Origin of the sequence: Nocardia paucivorans NBRC 100373 (assembly GCF_000308675.1) — a bacterium.
GTDB classification, from domain to species: Bacteria; Actinomycetota; Actinomycetes; order Mycobacteriales; family Mycobacteriaceae; genus Nocardia; species Nocardia paucivorans.
Window position 1 is genome coordinate 85045 of sequence record NZ_BAGE01000046.1, and the last position, 15141, is coordinate 100185.

General features: G+C 65.5%; 15 protein-coding genes. 9 read left to right on the forward strand and 6 right to left on the reverse strand.

Annotated features, from left to right (window positions below):
* Nucleotides 1–12: 12 nt before the first annotated feature.
* From ON32_RS16160 to ON32_RS16170, 3 genes are read right to left on the reverse strand one after another with little or no spacing between them, the layout of a single operon-like run.
* Nucleotides 13–753 carry an SDR family NAD(P)-dependent oxidoreductase gene (locus ON32_RS16160; RefSeq protein WP_040791756.1) on the reverse strand — a complete coding sequence of 247 codons (741 nt, stop codon included), beginning with the start codon at nt 751–753 and terminating at the stop codon, nt 13–15.
* A 48-nt stretch (nt 754–801) separates the two neighbouring features.
* Complete coding sequence (locus ON32_RS16165; RefSeq protein ID WP_040791757.1) at nt 802–1947, reverse strand: acyl-CoA dehydrogenase family protein; 1146 nt, start codon at nt 1945–1947, stop codon at nt 802–804.
* A gap of 31 nt (nt 1948–1978) precedes the next feature.
* Nucleotides 1979–2776, reverse strand: coding sequence for an enoyl-CoA hydratase-related protein (locus tag ON32_RS16170; RefSeq protein WP_040791758.1), 798 nt, complete (start codon nt 2774–2776; stop codon nt 1979–1981).
* A gap of 127 nt (nt 2777–2903) precedes the next feature.
* Here ON32_RS16170 and ON32_RS16175 point away from each other — a divergent pair, with 127 nt between their 5' ends.
* On the forward strand, nt 2904–3599 hold the full coding sequence (locus ON32_RS16175; protein ID WP_040791759.1) for a TetR/AcrR family transcriptional regulator: 696 nt from the start codon (nt 2904–2906) through the stop codon (nt 3597–3599).
* Nucleotides 3600–3882: 283 nt separating this feature from the next.
* Here ON32_RS16175 and ON32_RS16180 read toward each other — a convergent pair whose 3' ends face one another.
* Nucleotides 3883–4191 (reverse strand): DUF6228 family protein, encoded by a 309-nt coding sequence (locus ON32_RS16180; protein ID WP_040791760.1) that lies wholly within the window; start codon nt 4189–4191, stop codon nt 3883–3885.
* A 157-nt stretch (nt 4192–4348) separates the two neighbouring features.
* On the opposite strand from ON32_RS16180, the gene ON32_RS16185 reads away from it, so the two are divergent.
* The gene (locus ON32_RS16185) at nt 4349–5191 is read left to right on the forward strand and encodes a hypothetical protein (protein ID WP_040791761.1); all 843 of its coding nucleotides are present in this window, start codon (nt 4349–4351) and stop codon (nt 5189–5191) included.
* Between the two features lie 170 nt (nt 5192–5361).
* Here ON32_RS16185 and ON32_RS16190 read toward each other — a convergent pair whose 3' ends face one another.
* Entirely contained in the window at nt 5362–6060 is a 699-nt protein-coding gene (locus ON32_RS16190; RefSeq protein WP_040791762.1) for a helix-turn-helix transcriptional regulator, read from the reverse strand.
* 129 nt (nt 6061–6189) lie between these two features.
* Between ON32_RS16190 and ON32_RS16195 the strand changes: the two genes are divergently transcribed.
* The 4 genes from ON32_RS16195 (at nt 6190) to ON32_RS16210 (ending at nt 8630) form a co-directional block, all read left to right on the forward strand.
* Nucleotides 6190–6723: a DUF2231 domain-containing protein gene (locus tag ON32_RS16195; protein WP_040791763.1), complete on the forward strand. Its 534-nt coding sequence runs from the start codon at nt 6190–6192 to the stop codon at nt 6721–6723.
* Nucleotides 6724–6734: 11 nt separating this feature from the next.
* Nucleotides 6735–7172 carry a hypothetical protein gene (locus tag ON32_RS16200; RefSeq protein ID WP_040791764.1) on the forward strand — a complete coding sequence of 146 codons (438 nt, stop codon included), beginning with the start codon at nt 6735–6737 and terminating at the stop codon, nt 7170–7172.
* A 3-nt stretch (nt 7173–7175) separates the two neighbouring features.
* Nucleotides 7176–7775, forward strand: coding sequence for a GTP cyclohydrolase I FolE (gene folE, locus ON32_RS16205; protein WP_040791765.1), 600 nt, complete (start codon nt 7176–7178; stop codon nt 7773–7775).
* Between the two features lie 456 nt (nt 7776–8231).
* Entirely contained in the window at nt 8232–8630 is a 399-nt protein-coding gene (locus ON32_RS16210) for a DUF732 domain-containing protein (RefSeq protein ID WP_040791766.1), read from the forward strand.
* A gap of 55 nt (nt 8631–8685) precedes the next feature.
* Here the strand turns inward: ON32_RS16210 and secA are convergent, their stop codons facing one another.
* Nucleotides 8686–11535 (reverse strand): preprotein translocase subunit SecA, encoded by a 2850-nt coding sequence (gene secA, locus ON32_RS16215; RefSeq protein ID WP_040791767.1) that lies wholly within the window; start codon nt 11533–11535, stop codon nt 8686–8688.
* 280 nt (nt 11536–11815) lie between these two features.
* Between secA and ON32_RS16220 the strand changes: the two genes are divergently transcribed.
* The 3 genes from ON32_RS16220 to ON32_RS16230 all read left to right on the forward strand — a co-directional run bounded on the left by ON32_RS16220 (nt 11816) and on the right by ON32_RS16230 (nt 15135).
* A complete protein-coding gene (locus ON32_RS16220) occupies nt 11816–13237 on the forward strand; it encodes a WS/DGAT/MGAT family O-acyltransferase (RefSeq protein ID WP_040791768.1) in 1422 nt (473 codons plus the stop codon).
* Between the two features lie 10 nt (nt 13238–13247).
* Nucleotides 13248–13859 carry a DUF6912 family protein gene (locus tag ON32_RS16225; protein ID WP_040791769.1) on the forward strand — a complete coding sequence of 204 codons (612 nt, stop codon included), beginning with the start codon at nt 13248–13250 and terminating at the stop codon, nt 13857–13859.
* A gap of 121 nt (nt 13860–13980) precedes the next feature.
* Nucleotides 13981–15135 (forward strand): ferredoxin reductase, encoded by a 1155-nt coding sequence (locus tag ON32_RS16230; RefSeq protein WP_040791770.1) that lies wholly within the window; start codon nt 13981–13983, stop codon nt 15133–15135.
* Nucleotides 15136–15141: the final 6 nt, after the last annotated feature.

Consider the following 15141-nt stretch of genomic DNA (forward strand, 5'->3'; position numbering starts at 1 on the left):
ATCGACCTCGACTCAGTTCATCGTGAGACCGCCGCTGACGCTGACGGTTTGGCCGGTGATGAACGCCGCCTCGTCGGAGGCGAGGAAGGCGACCACATTGGCGAGATCCTCGGGTTGGCCGAGGCGCTTCATCGGGATGGCCTTGCGCAGGGCCTCGCGCAGGTTTTCCCCACCCATCGAGGCGAACAGCGCGGTATCGGTCGGTCCCGGGCAGACACAGTTGACATTCACCTTGGCCCGCGCCATTTCCCGGGCCATCGCCTTGGTGAAGGCGATCACGCCACCCTTGGCGGCCGAGTACACCGCCTCGCCCGACGAACCGACCCGACCGGCGTCGGAGCCGAGGTTGACGACCTTGCCGTACCCCTGCTCGACCATGATCGGCAGCACCTTCTTGGAGGTGTTGAGAACGCCGTACAGATTGATCCGGATGATCCGATCCCAGGTCGCGGGCTCGGATTCCACGAAGGGTTCGGCCTTGTCCCAACCCGCGTTGTTGACCAGGATGTCCACCCGGCCGAATTCCGCCACGACCCGGTCGACCATGGCGTCGACCGATGCCCGGTCGGTGACATCGGTGCGGATACCGAGCGAGCCGTTACCGATTCGGGCGGCGGTCTGCGCGGCGGTTTCCTCGTTGATATCGGTGACGGCGACCGTCGCCCCCTCGGCCGCGAGTTTGGTGGCGATCGCGGCGCCGATCCCCTGACCGCCTCCGGTGACGATCGCAATCTTGTTGTCGAGTTTTCCCATGGTGATTCCCTAAATGTGTTGAGGTCCGGGGTTGCCGTTTCCGGATGCTCAGGGCGCGTAGGCGCGACCGAGCAGGGTGCGGGAGATGACGAGTTTGGAGACCTGCGCCGTGCCGTCACCGATTTCCAAACCGATGACGTCGCGGAGACGTTGCCCCACCTTGTGTTCGGTGGAGTAGCCGATATGACCGAGGGTGAGCAGGGACTGGTGGATGACCTCGGTCGCGAGTTTGGGCGCCCAGAATTTCGCCATCGCGGCCTGAGCGCTGTGTTCGAGGCCGTTGTCCTTGCGCCAGAGCGCCTCGTAGCAGACGTGCCGGGCGCCGGTGATGTAGGTGGCGCATTCCGACAGTGGGAAGGCGACCCCCTGGAAGGTGCCGATGGGTTTGCCGAAGGCGACCCGGTCGCGTGACCATTGCAGCGCCTCGTCGAGCGACTGTTGCGCGGCGCCCAGACAGAGCAGACCGATGATGGCGCGGGAGTAGTCGAATCCCTGCATCACCGAGACGAATCCGCCGCCCTCCTCGCCGATCAATTGTTCCCGGGTGACCCGGACATCGTCGAAGTGAACCGAGGCTCGTCCGATGGCTCGACTGCCGAGATCGTCGAAGGGCGAGCGGGTGATCCCGGGGGCGGACAGGTCCACCCAGAAAGCGCTCACCCCGCGTGCTCCGTCACCACCGGTGCGCGCCAGGACGACGGCCCGGTCGGCGGCCATACCGAGGGTGATCGAGGTCTTCTCGCCGTTCAGTCGCCATCCGTCTCCATCGGGTGTCGCGGCGAGCGCGAGATGGGCCGCGTCGGTTCCGGCGCCCGGTTCGGTGATCATGATGCACGGCACGTGCCGGCCCGAAGCGATATCGGGCAACCAGGCCCGCTTCTGTTCCTCGGTGCAGTTGCGCACCAGGATGTCGCTGATCAACGCGGTGTTGATAATGAGATATCCCGCGTTGAAATCGGCCCGGCCGACCTCCTCGGCCGCAATACCCGCGACCACCGCGGTGGCGTCCTGGCCGCCGTATTCCTCCGGGATGCGCAACCCGGTCAGACCCATCCGGGCCATATCCAGCGCCTGTTGCCGACGGAAGGTCGCCGCCTTGTCGTCCGCTTGGTAGTGCGGCGCCAGGACCTTCTCGGCCCACCGTCGCACCTCGACCTGAAAGTTCGCTTCGTCCTCGTCGAACCCGTAATGCATACTCGCGCCTCGCTGTCGGTGTGGATTCGACTCAGTGCCAGTTGACGTAGGCGGAGAAGTCGGCGGGCCGTTTCTCGGCGAAGGCCTTCGCGCCTTCCATGCCCTCGGGGGAAACACCGAACATGTCCAGCGCCGTCATGGCCATATTGCTGAATCCGGCCTGGTGGTCGGTATCTGCGTTGAACGACTGCTTGAGGAAGCGGATCGCGGTGGGGCTGAGCACGGCGACCTCCTCGACCCACGCCTTGGCCTCGTCGAGCAGCCGGTCGGCGGGAACAACCTTGTTGACCAGACCCATTTCCAGGGCCTCCTGGGCGTTGTAGAGCCGGCACCAGAACCACATCTCGCGGGCCTTCTTCTCCCCCACCACGCGGGCGAGGTAGGCCGAGCCGAAACCGGCGTCGAACGAACCGACCCGCGGTCCGGCCTGTCCGAAACGCGCGGTTTCGCTGGCAATGGAGACATCGGCGAGCACCTGGAGCACATGCCCCCCGCCGACCGCGACGCCATTGACCGCGGCGATAACCGGTTTGGGCAGGTCGCGCATGATCTTGTGCAGATCGCCGATCCGGAAGCGGTTGAACTCGGAAGGTCCGTAGTCGCCGGTCTCGGCGCGTTGTTTGACATCACCGCCGGTGCAGAACGCCTTCTCTCCCGCGCCGGTGAGCACCACCGCCCGCACCGCGTTGTCCGACCACGCGGACTGGAACGCGGTGATCAGTTCGTCGACCGTCTGCGCGCGAAAGGCGTTGTGGCGGTGGGGGCGGTTGATCGTGATGATTCCGGCGGCGCCGTCGACCTCGTAGGTGATGTCCTCGAACTGGCTCATACCTGCCTCCATGGAAATGAATATTGATTCATTGACAGTGAACTTATATTCATTAACAAGAGTGTGTCAACGGTCTCACTCGAAATCTGCTCTAAAGTGAACCTACGTTCACTCCGAAGGAGGCGATATGACCGAACGCGCCGAGCTCCTCGATCCCCACGACGCCGCGCGGCGCGCCCGCGCAGCCCAACGCTCCCGACAACTGCTCACCGCCGCCGCGCGACTGATGGAGCGCGAGGGCTCGGAAGCCGTCTCCATGCAGGCCCTGGCCGCGGAAGCGGGCGTCAGCGTGGGACTGATCTACCGCTACTTCGGCAGCAAGGACGAGGTGTTGTACGCCGTAATCCTCGACGTCCTGGACGCATTCGCCGCAGCGGTTCCGGCCGCCGTGGCCGCGGCCGGCGACGACCCGGTGCGCCGTCTGGCCGCCGCCTTCACCGCGTACTGCCATGTCATCAACGAACACCGCCACGCCGCGGTCCTGACCTACCGCGAATCCAAATCGCTCGACGAAGCCGGCCGCGAACGAATCAAACAACTGGAGATCGAAACGAGCCAACCACTGCGCCAGGCCGTACGAGACGGCGTCGACGCGGGTCTACTGACCACCTCGGACCCCGACCTGGTGGCCTACAATCTGCTACTTCTCGCCCACGCGTGGGCACTCAAACACTGGTATTTCCAACGGACGATGAGCCTGGACTCCTATATCGACGCCCAACTCGCCCTGGCGCTGCGCGCGGTCATCGTGCCCGACCACATCGACCGATACACCGATCTGCTCACCGCACCGGGCAATCACGCGGACAACATCGACTCCTGAAAACATGCCGGAAGCATGGACGAACCCGGCGCGATCGTCGATAGCACACAAAGGCCCACGGGCCGTCCGAGATATGGCCGGCCTTTCCGGCCGGAAGGACACAGGGAGCAGGTGGCCGAACAAGACAGCGGCACAGTCGGTTACCGAACCTCGAGAATATCTCGAATTCGTCGGCCGATCGGACCGTCTGCTCTCCTGCTTCCAACAGAAACGAGATGCTCACGCTCCACTGCTCCTCATACCAGGACCGGACGTAACCGCGCCGCCGCACGGACCAGGTCAATCAGGCCTTGCCGCCGGATTGATGCGCTGCTGTCGGCTCCGAGTCGTTATCCATCGAGCGCCGGGAGCGTTCATCGTCCCAATCGGCGAAGTCGTCGGCGAGGTCTCGAACAAATCGATCGAGTCCGTCACCATCCGAGGTCGTGATGACGAAAGCGGCGGCAAGGGCTTCCGCGGTGATCTCTACGGCGTAGGCACCTGTGTACTCGTCATGCCGGTCATATCCGTGGATGCGCAACTGCGCTCGGGATCTATGTCGGCCAATACGATCTCCGTCACGGAGGCCGACGTACCAGAATGTCACCGACACGGCTATCGCATTTCGGCTCGCGACGACGATTATCGGTTACGCGATCGAGCAGGTGACCACTACGAGGTGGCCCGAACAACGGAGAACCGCGTTGAACGCCTTGTCCCACTTGATGCGGGAAGCCGCCAGGAGGATCGATAGAGCGGTCGACACTTCGATGAGGGGAGCCGAGGATTTCATCCGCAATACGGCATGGGCGACCGGCGAATCCGCTCATCGGGCCGAACGCGGTCAGGCCGCGGGCGCCGACACGGTACGCCGCTCTTTGGACACCGAAACCACGCGCACCACACCGTCTTCCGACCGATCCACGACCCCTCTGCACGGCCTCGATCGAAACAATCGATACATCGAGTTCGACTACGAGCAAGTGCGGGTCGTTCCGCTGCGGTCTCCCGACGGGAAGCCGATCGGCGTGTCGTTCTCCTCGCGGCAGAACGACCTCACGAGAATTCAGCGCTGGGTGCGCCTGCGGCACACCTCGGGAAATCACGAGTACTACCCCAGATGGGCGGCCTCGGAAGTGGCCACACGAAAGCGATACCCGCTGTCCATACGTGCAAGTGACTCCTCACCGCTACCGGCCCCCTGGTATGACCCCGAGACGAAGGCGGAACCGATCGTCCTGAACGCGCATGCCGATGGGAACGGATACCAGATCAGTATCGAGAATCCGGAAACCGGGAAAGACGATGCCGTCTATGTCGACGGCGTCGTTTTCGCCCGCCTGGCCGAGAAGTGCCGCTACTTCCAACGGGCCTGCCGACTACACTCCGACAGTCCGGTACTCCAGGTGTCGTGCAGCCCCGCGACTCCGGGCGGGAATGCGCACAAGCTGTTCGCCGAATACCTGCACGGCAATGGTTTCGACAGGGACATCTGGGCTGCCACGGACATCATGTCCACCTATCGGGACGGTCGGATAGGCGTGATGACCTCGATAGATCGATACGGTTCCATGATCACACCGTTTGTGGTCGCCCGAGCACCACAGTCCTGACCCGCCTCGAATCCACATCGCTCGACGACGCCGGCCGGATCGTCGGGGAGGCCGGCTTCGATCTCACATCGAAGTGGAGTGCACCTTTGCCGCCGAAGCTCCGACAGTCGGGGTGAACCATCGAAGCTAGCGAATCACCAGGCCCGCGAGAAAGCGTCCAGGACGCGATATCAGGGCGTGACGGCGCGCAGCTCGACACAGCATTCGCCCGGTCGCGGATTCAGCACCGCCTGCACGGCATCGGCGCCGAGCCCGGTGAGCAGGCCCGAGCAGAATTCCCGGTTGAGCTCGCACACCAGCTCCGGCTCACGTTCGGCCAAGGGATGGAAGGGACAGTTGCGCAGTCGAACGCAGGTGGGTTGCAGGCGATCGGGTTCGAAACCGAACTCGGCGAGCACGGCTTGCACCAAGGTCAGCGCGCGTTCGGCGCCCAACCTGCCAGGGCGTAGGCGTTCCCGCTCGGCCCTGCCGAGTTCTGCGCCGCGGTCTTGTGCGACCCGGCCCGCGGTTTGTCGGGCGGTTTCCCCGTCGCGTTCGTCCAGCACCGCGCCCATCAGAATCTCCGCCAAGATCTCGTAGCGGCGTTCGGGAATGCCGACCCGCACATCGGCCTCGGTCGGTTCGTACACCTTGGGGGCGCGCCCGACTCTGCGTATTCCCGCCGGCGCCTCGTAGCGGGCGCGCAGCAGCCCGGCCTCGACGAGCTTGTCGAGGTGGAAGGCGGCGAGTTTCCGCGAGATTCCCACCTGGGCAGCGGCTTCATCGCGGGTGACCGGTCGGCGCGCGCGGCGGATGAACCGGTACATACCGCGCCGAGATTCGTCATCGAGGGCCGCAATGGCACCGATCGCCGTGTCATCACTGGTCACCCGATCACAATAACGCCCATCAGATCTGACGCAATAGATCAAATAACCTAATATCCTGGGCGATATTGACCACATCGAGCAATTAAGCAAAGATTCTTTGGTGTAATCCCCGAACGGCAGGAGGTTGCCGTGACGATCGATTCACCGCGAGGAAAGCAGCCGGTCAGCGCCGCGTTGGCGGGGCCGTACGGGCATCCGTTCCATCCGATCCTGGTCACCGTCCCGATCGGGGCATGGGTGGCGAGCTTTGTCTTCGACCTGGCCTCCCACATGGTCGACGACCCGGATTTTCCGGCCCGAGGCGCACTGTGGCTGATTGCGCTCGGCGTCTTGGGCGCACTGGCCGCTGCCGCAATCGGAATGCTGGACCTGCTCGCCATCCCCACCGGCACGCCGGCGTTCCGAACCGGACTGGCCCATATGAGCCTGAACCTGACCGTGGTCATCGCCTTCGCGATCGGGTTTCTGTGGCGACGCGCCGGAGCGGGCCCATACGGCGCCGTGGGCTGGGGGCCGCTGCTGCTGAGCGCGGCATCCCTGCTGGTACTCGCGGTATCGGGCTATCTCGGCGGCGAACTCGCCTATCGCTACGGGGTCCGGGTCGCCGACGAGGCCACCCAGGCCGACGGTTTCCGGCGCCGACCCCCTTATTCCTCATCGTAAAGGAGCACGTCATGGGCCTCGCGGCTCTGATCCTGTGGTTGTTGACCGCCGTCGGCGGTTTCGTCATGCTCGGCATCTGGATCGCCAAAGGCGGCGCGCGGCGGCCCGGCGACACCCAACTACCGCCACCGGCTCTGTTCGGTCACTTCCTCCTGGCCGCCATCGGGCTGATCGTCTGGATCGTCTATCTCGTCGTCGGCGGCGCACTGTCATGGGTGGCGTTCGTGCTGTTGGTTCCGGTCGCACTGCTCGGCTTCCTCATGTTGACCCGCTGGATACCGGTCTACCGGTCCCGCACCACCACGACACGAGCGAACGCGGCCGGGGCAACCGACGACGGCCCGGCCGAACGACATTTCCCCGCGGCCCTCGTCGCCGGACACGGTCTGCTCGCGGTCGTCACGGTTGTTCTGGTGCTGCTGACCGCACTCGGCGTGGGCGGGAACTGACCGATGCCGAAGCAGCCCGCCCTCCGCGTCATCCACCACCCCCGCGCCGGTATCGACCTGGCCGCCGCCGAGCACGCCGCACACCAGTTCCTCAGCGCGCTCGGCATCGACCTCGACGACGAACATCTACGTGCCACACCCGGCCGGATGGCGCGCGCCTACGCCGAGATGTTCACACCCCGCCCGTTCCATCTGACCACCTTTCCCAACGAGGAAGGCTACGACGAACTCGTCCTGGCCCGACGCATCCCACTGCGCTCGGTGTGCGAACACCACCTGCTGCCCTTCGTCGGGGTCGCCCACGTGGGGTACCTGCCGGGGGAACGCATCCTCGGGCTGTCCAAACTCGCCCGCGTCGTAGAACACTTCTCCCACCGGCCCCAAGTACAGGAACGTCTCACCAAACAGGTCGCCGACTGGCTGTCCGAACACCTGCGGCCACGAGGCGTCGGCGTGGTCGTCGAAGCCGAACACACCTGTATGACCCTGCGCGGCGTTCAGGCCGTCGGCTCCACCACCGTCACCTCGACCCTGCTGGGCACCCTGCGCGCCGACGCCCGCTCCCGTCAGGAATTCTTCGCCCTCACCGGGCTCACCCCCTGAGCATCGGGCCCCATCCCTGCCCGGAGCCGAAACCACGAGATGGCCCGTCACCGAAAACGTTTCGACGAACGGCCTCATTCTTGCCGCTTCGCGACAGCACGAACGGGCCGTGCCGGGTGCCATCAGGTCTCGACCTGGTGAGTCGACGCACCGGGTTGGACTCGCGGACAAGCGGATTCGGTGACATATGCCGAAAATCGCCGGCCCGCGGATCCGTACTCGCTTCGATCTGCGCCCGCCGTGTCCGGACCGCGCGCAGGCTTCATCCCCGTACCTCACCCGTGAAACCGTGAAATCGACGAAGATTCAGCGCGTTCCGGCTATTCTGCGTGCGCATCGAAGATTTCGGCGGCAGTACGCCGCCCGCTCGACTCGAATTCTCGCACCACCACAGGCAGTACCGCCCCGGCGGCTCGGTCCCGCCATATCAGCACGATTTCGAGCACAGAAGGAACAATGTTCAGAGTCTTCGTCATCGGCACCCTCACCACCGCGCTCATGTACGGCGCCGCACTCACCGCCCATGCCGCTCCCGGCCCGGGGGCACGGTCGCCGGAGGTCGATACGGCCATCCCCGAGAATGTCGTCAATCCCAACCCGGCCGACGATGCCGTGGCCCAACGGCCGTGGATCGACCGGAAATTCCTCCGCGCCGCTCTCTTCGACGACGAACCCTATGCGGTGCAGGACGCGGCGATCAGGCTCGCCCGTGCCCAGTGCGCCTACCTCGACACGGTCGGCAACACCCCGCGCAACCACCTGTATCTGGCCGAGGGATCGCGGGAATTCGTCCATTATCCGTATCTGTTCCTGAACGCCGCGATCGACTCGTACTGCCCGCACAACCGGCTCTGAACACCACGGACGGCGCCCCCTTTCGAGGGGCGCCGTCCGTGGTGATGGATCGAATTCAGTGCCGGCGGCGGCTCTTCGCTCCCCGCTGCTGCGGCTTGCTCTGCGCCCGGGCCGCCTCACGACGCTCCCGACGAGTGCCCTGCCGGGGGGCGCCGGAGCCGTATTCCTGGGCGTCGCTGCGCACTTCGGCGTGACCACCCTCATCCGGACCGGAATAGCTCAGACCGCGCGGACCGCTTTGATCGATTCCGCGGGCGCGCAGCGGCGCGGGAGCCACAGATCCACCGGGTATCGGCGGTTGCGGTGGGATGGGGCGGGCGCCGGCCATCGCGCCGACCGGGGAACGCAGCCCCGAATCCACCGGCATCCCCTCCGGCTGCGGCGGCTGCTGCACCTCGACCTGCAGGTGGAACAGCATGCTCACCGATTCCTCCTTCAGGCCGTCGAGCATCGCCATGAACATGTCGAAACCCTCACGCTGGTACTCCACCAGCGGGTCCCGCTGCGCCATGGCGCGCAGACCGATGCCTTCCTTGAGATAGTCCATCTCGTAGAGGTGTTCCCGCCACTTACGGTCGAGCACCGAGAGCAGCACCTGACGCTCCAGGGTGCGCATACTGCCCTCGCCGGCGAGACCATCGATTTCCGCCTCCCGCTTGGCGTAGGCGTCGTGCGCATCGTCGAGCAGGATCTGCAGCAGCTCCTCCCGGGTCAGGTCACCATGCTCCTCGATTCCGGACTCACCGGTGAGGTCACGGTAGTCGACGCTCACCGGATACAGGCTCCGCAGCGCGGTCCACAGTTTGTCGAGGTCCCAGTCCTCCACATAGCCCTCGGCGGTGGCGGCGTCGACATAGGCGGTGATCACGTCGGTGATCATCTCCTGGACCTGGCCCTCCATGTTCTCGCCGCGCAGGATCCGGTTGCGCTCTTTGTAGATGACGGTGCGCTGCTGGTTCATCACCTCGTCGTACTTGAGCACATTCTTGCGGATCTCGAAGTTCTGCTGCTCGACCTGCGTCTGCGCGCTCTTGATGGCCCGCGACACCATCTTGGCCTCGATCGGCATATCGTCGGGCAGGTTCAAGCGGACCATGATCGCCTCCAGGGCGGCACCGTTGAAGCGGCGCATCAACTCGTCCCCGAGCGACAGGTAGAAACGGGATTCACCCGGATCACCCTGACGACCGGCCCGACCGCGCAACTGGTTGTCGATCCGGCGCGACTCGTGCCGTTCGGTGCCGAGCACATACAGTCCGCCCGCCTCGCGCACCTGTTCGGCGTCGGCGGCGGTGCGGGCCTTCACCTGCTCCAACGTCGGCAACCAGGCGGCCTGGTACTCCTCGGGGGTCTCCACCGGGTCCAGGCCCTGTTTACGCAGTTCGATATCGGTGATGATGTCGGGGTTACCACCGAGCACCACGTCGGTACCGCGGCCGGCCATATTCGTCGCGACGGTCACCGCGCCGGGGCGACCGGCCTGGGCGATGATCTCGGCTTCCTTCTCGTGGAACTTCGCGTTCAGCACGGTATGCGGGATGCCGCGCTTGGTGAACTGCTTGGACAGATACTCCGAGCGCTCCACGCTGGTGGTGCCGATCAGTACCGGCTGGCCCTTCGCGTGCCGCTCCGCCACATCCTCGACCACGGCCGCGAACTTGGCCTCTTCGGTCTTGTAGATGAGGTCGGGCTGATCCTGCCGGATCATCGGCCGGTTGGTCGGGATGGGCACCACACCCAGTTTGTAGATCTGGTGCAGCTCGGCCGCCTCGGTCTCGGCGGTACCGGTCATACCGGACAGCTTGTCGTAGAGACGGAAGTAGTTCTGCAGGGTGATGGTGGCCAGCGTCTGGTTCTCCGGCTGGATCTCCACCCCCTCCTTGGCCTCGATGGCCTGGTGCATGCCCTCGTTGTAGCGGCGACCCACCAGAATGCGGCCGGTGAACTCGTCGACGATGATGACCTCACCGTTGCGGACGATGTAGTCCTTGTCCCGCTGGTAGAGCTCCTTGGCCTTGATGGCGTTGTTCAGGTAGCTCACCAACGGCGAGTTGGCCGCCTCGTACAGGTTGTCGATGCCGAGCTGATCCTCGACGAACTCCACCCCGGCCTCGTGCACACCGACGGTGCGCTTCTTGATGTCGACCTCGTAGTGCACATCCTTCTTCAGCAGCGGCGCGATCCGGGCGAACTCGGCGTACCACTTGCTGGAGGCGTCGGCGGGGCCGGAGATGATGAGCGGGGTACGGGCCTCGTCGATGAGGATGGAGTCGACCTCGTCGACCACGGCGAAGTTGTGCCCGCGCTGGACCAGGTCCTCCAGCGAATGGGCCATATTGTCGCGCAGATAGTCGAAGCCGAACTCGTTGTTGGTGCCGTAGGTGATATCGGCGTGGTAGGCGGCCCGGCGCTGCGCCGGAGTCATCCCGGACAGGATCGACCCGACCTCCAGGCCGAGGAACCGGTGCACGCGACCCATCCACTCGGAGTCGCGTTTGGCCAGGTAGTCGTTGGTTGTGACGATATGCACACCATCACCGCTGATGGCGTTGAGGTAGGCGGGCAGGACCGAGGTGAGGGTTTTGCCCTCACCGGTCTTCATCTCGGCGATATTGCCCAGGTGCAGGGCGGCGCCACCCATGATCTGCACTTTGTAGTGCTTCTGATTCAGCACCCGCCACGACGCCTCCCGCGCCACCGCGAACGCCTCGAGCAGCAGGTCGTCGAGGGTTTCCCCATCGGCGTAGCGGGCTTTGAACTCCTCTGTTTTGGCCCGCAGCTCGGCGTCGGTGAAATCTTCGTAGTCCGGCTCGAGCGCGAGCACCTCGTCAGCGAGATGGGCGAGGCGCTTGACCATGCGGCCCTCACCAATCCGAAGCAACCTCGTCAGTGTCAGCGCAGGCACGGGTGTCGTCAGTCCTCTGGTCGGTGTCGTCTCATGGTGAACCATCCGGCTCCGGCGGCCCCGCAGAGACAGGACCGGCACCGAAGTCGCAGCTCGTTTCATGGTAGTGCGGCTCCCATGGTAGGCGTACCTCCGCCTGTGGCCCGGCGACGATCCGTATCACCTCCCTCGAGCCGCCCCGACGGAACGGACCGACCCGGATTATGGCGGGCCTGGCGGCGGAACGGCCCCGACAGGAGCACAATGGGCGACAGTCGGCAGCGGAAGGAGCAGCGAACAGGTGATCACCAGGTTGACACCGCAGGACGCGTCCTTTTTCCGTATGGAATCGAGCAGCAACCCGGTGCACATAGGTTCGCTCTTCATCCTGGACAACTCCACCGACTCGTCCTCCAACGGCAACGGTCCCGCCTTGGACTACGAGAGCCTGGTCGACCTGGTCGAATCCCGATTGTCATTGGTGCCGCGCTATCGACGAAAGGTCCGCGAGATACCGCTGTCGCTGGGCCGGCCGGTATGGGTCGAGGACAGTCGATTCGATATCACCTATCACGTTCGCCGCTCCGCCCTACCCGCCCCGGGAAGCGCGGAGCAGCTGCACGAGCTCGTCGCCCGACTGACCTCGCGCCCCTTGGACGCGAGCCGCCCGCTGTGGGAGATGTATCTGATCGAGGGGCTGTCCGAGGGGCGCTGTGCCCTGTTCACCCGAACCCATTCGGCGCTGGTCGACGGAGAGACCGCATTGGACATCGGCCACGTCGTCCTGGACGGATGCGACTCCCCGCGTTCGGTCGCCAATGATTCCTGGCATCCGCAGCAGGAACCCAGCGACGCCGATCTGTTGTTGGGCGTGTTGAGCGATCTGGCCGGTCGGCCCGGCGCGGCGTTCGAGGTGCTGCGTGAAGCCCGCCACAATGCCGCCGGCCTGGTCGGCGCGGCCGAACGAACCCTGGACACGGTGGTCACGGCCGTGCGCTCCACGGTGGGCGGCGCCCCGTACAGCCCGCTGAACAAACCCACCTCCCGCCAGCGTCGGTTCGCGGTGGCCTCGACCTCGCTGGACGACTGCCGCGCCGTGCACCGACACACCGGTTGTTCCATCAACGATGTGATCCTGGCCGTGGTCACCGGCGCTCTGCGCGAGTGGCTGATGTCGCGTGACGCCGGGCTGGTCGAATCGACCATATTGCGCGCCGTGGTGCCGATGTCGGTGTATGCCGGTGACGACACCGACGGACGCACCGTGCCCAACGAGGTGACGCCGTTCCTGATAAGCCTCCCGGTGGGTGAGCCGAATCCGGTGATGCGGCTGTCCCATATCTCCCACGCCATGGAGGAGCAGAGTCGGCATCGGCGTGCGGTTCGGGCCCGCACCCTGGTCCATTTGACGGGTTTCGCCCCGGCCAGTCTGCACGCGGCGAGTGTGCGGGCGGCGAGCACCTTCGCGGATCGAACGTTCAACCTGGTGATCACCAACGCTCCGGGACCGCAGACCCCGATGTATATCGGCGGGGCACGGATGCTGGAGATGTACCCGGTGTCGCCACTGCTGCGCAACCAGGCGTCGAGTATCGGGATCACGTCCTACGACGGACGGGTCTACTACGGTCTCAACGCCGACCGCGAGGCAATGGCGGATATCGCCGTACTGGCCGCCCTCATACCGGAGTCCATGGAGGAGATACTCGGTGCCTGCCTCTGAGCGCACGACCATGCGGGTGTATGTGCCCGCCACCCTGCCGATGTTGCGGGAGTTGGTGACCGAACGGAAATTGCACGCCGTCGGCAACACCGCCTTCGCGCTGACCCCCGCCCTGCGGGAGGCGTACGCCTCCGGCGACGACGAGGAGCTCTCCGAGGTCGCCATGGCCGAGGCCGCCCGGGCCGCGCTGCGGCTGCTGGCCACCGAGCGAGAGGCGGTCGTGGGCTCTTCGGACGAACCGGATCAGGACACCGACTCGACCGATTCCCCCGACGGTGAGGCCCCCGACGAGGGGAACGAACCGGCCCCAAGAGGTGACGTCTTCGCGAGCGGCCCTATCTACCGTCGAGCGGTGATCGCCGTCGACGTCACCGGCGCCACCCTGCGCCCCGACCTGGACGACGCGGTGGTCAAACTGTCCGGCCCCATCTCCTATGAGCGGGTGGCATCGGTGCATGTGGATCTCGCCGACGCCGAGCCCGCGGTGGCGAAGGCCGTCGATGTGATCGACGCCGCCGATCTCGGCGATCCCGATGCCGAGTTCGTGCTCGGCGATGCCGAGGACCACCAGTTGGCCTGGTACGCCGCCCAGGAGCTGCCGTTCCTGCTGGATCTGCTCTGACCTCGGGCACCGGGTGCGGCGGCATGTCCGCATCCGGGCTCTCCCCGATGAACCTACGATGCCGTAACCTTGTCGCGAGAAGCGTCGACACCGGCGTGGAAACAGGGAGACGAGCAGGGGCATGGGCAGGAAACGGAGCGGGATCTCGGTGCGTGGCGTGCGGGAATGGTTGGAGGCCCCCGCGGCGTCGGTGGCCGATCGCGGTGGCCGATTGAACGTGCTGCGCGGTGCGGTGGCTCGGGCCACCACCCCACTGTTGCCCGACGACTACCTGCATCTGGTGAATCCGCTGTGGTCGGCTCGGGAGCTGCGCGGCCGTGTGGTGGACGTGCGCAAGGAGACCGCCGACTCGGCCACCCTGGTGATCAAACCGGGCTGGGGTTTCGACTTCCGCTATCAGCCGGGCCAGTACATCGGCATCGGTGTCCTGGTCGACGGACGCTGGCACTGGCGCTCGTACTCGCTGACCTGTCCCCCGGACTGGACCGACGAACGCTACGGCAAGAAGGTCATCTCCATAGCGGTCAAGGCGATGCCGGAGGGTTTTCTGTCCAGCCACCTGGTCAACGGGGTGCGCCCCGGGACCGTCGTGCGGCTGGCCGCGCCCCAGGGCGGGTTCGTCCTGCCGTCCCCGCCGCCGCCCAAGGTGCTGTTCCTCACCGCAGGCTCCGGGATCACACCGGTCATGTCGATGCTGCGGGCCATGGACCGGCGCGATACCGTCACCGATGTGGTGCACATTCATTCCGCACGCACCGCCGACGATGTGATGTTCGGCGCGGAGCTGAGCGATCTGCACGAGCGCCATCCGAGTTTCGTCTCGCACATCCATCTCACCGCCGAGCACGGCAAGTTCCGGCTTGCCGAACTGGACGAGCGCTACCCCGATTGGCGAGAACGCCAGACCTGGGCCTGCGGCCCGCTGGGCATGCTCGACGAGATCGAAAAGCACTGGCGCGACGCCGGAATCGGTAGCCGGTTGCATGTGGAGCGGTTCGAGCTGGAGCGCTCGGAGATCGGCGAGGGAGGCACGGTCACCTTCGCCAAAACCGGTCGCAGCACTACCGTCGACGGCGCCACGAGTCTGCTGGAGGCCGGCGAGGCGGCCGGGGTGCAGATGCCGTTCGGTTGCCGAATGGGTATCTGCCAGACCTGCGTGGTGTCCATCACCGCCGGGCACGCCCGAGATCTGCGCAACGGCACCGAACGCCGGGAAGGCGAAAAAGTGCAGACCTGCGTCTCGGCGGCGGCAGGTGATTGCACATTGGACGTGTGACAACAC

What these genes read in the sequence shown, in the direction of transcription:
- ON32_RS16160 (WP_040791756.1), bottom strand. Translation starts at nt 753, where the DNA reads ATGGGAAAACTCGACAACAAGATTGCGATCGTCACCGGAGGCGGTCAG.
- ON32_RS16165 (WP_040791757.1), bottom strand. Translation starts at nt 1,947, where the DNA reads ATGCATTACGGGTTCGACGAGGACGAAGCGAACTTTCAGGTCGAGGTG.
- ON32_RS16170 (WP_040791758.1), bottom strand. Translation starts at nt 2,776, where the DNA reads ATGAGCCAGTTCGAGGACATCACCTACGAGGTCGACGGCGCCGCCGGA.
- ON32_RS16175 (WP_040791759.1), top strand. Translation starts at nt 2,904, where the DNA reads ATGACCGAACGCGCCGAGCTCCTCGATCCCCACGACGCCGCGCGGCGC.
- ON32_RS16185 (WP_040791761.1), top strand. Translation starts at nt 4,349, where the DNA reads ATGAGGGGAGCCGAGGATTTCATCCGCAATACGGCATGGGCGACCGGC.
- ON32_RS16200 (WP_040791764.1), top strand. Translation starts at nt 6,735, where the DNA reads ATGGGCCTCGCGGCTCTGATCCTGTGGTTGTTGACCGCCGTCGGCGGT.
- folE (WP_040791765.1), top strand. Translation starts at nt 7,176, where the DNA reads ATGCCGAAGCAGCCCGCCCTCCGCGTCATCCACCACCCCCGCGCCGGT.
- ON32_RS16210 (WP_040791766.1), top strand. Translation starts at nt 8,232, where the DNA reads ATGTTCAGAGTCTTCGTCATCGGCACCCTCACCACCGCGCTCATGTAC.
- ON32_RS16225 (WP_040791769.1), top strand. Translation starts at nt 13,248, where the DNA reads ATGCGGGTGTATGTGCCCGCCACCCTGCCGATGTTGCGGGAGTTGGTG.
- ON32_RS16230 (WP_040791770.1), top strand. Translation starts at nt 13,981, where the DNA reads ATGGGCAGGAAACGGAGCGGGATCTCGGTGCGTGGCGTGCGGGAATGG.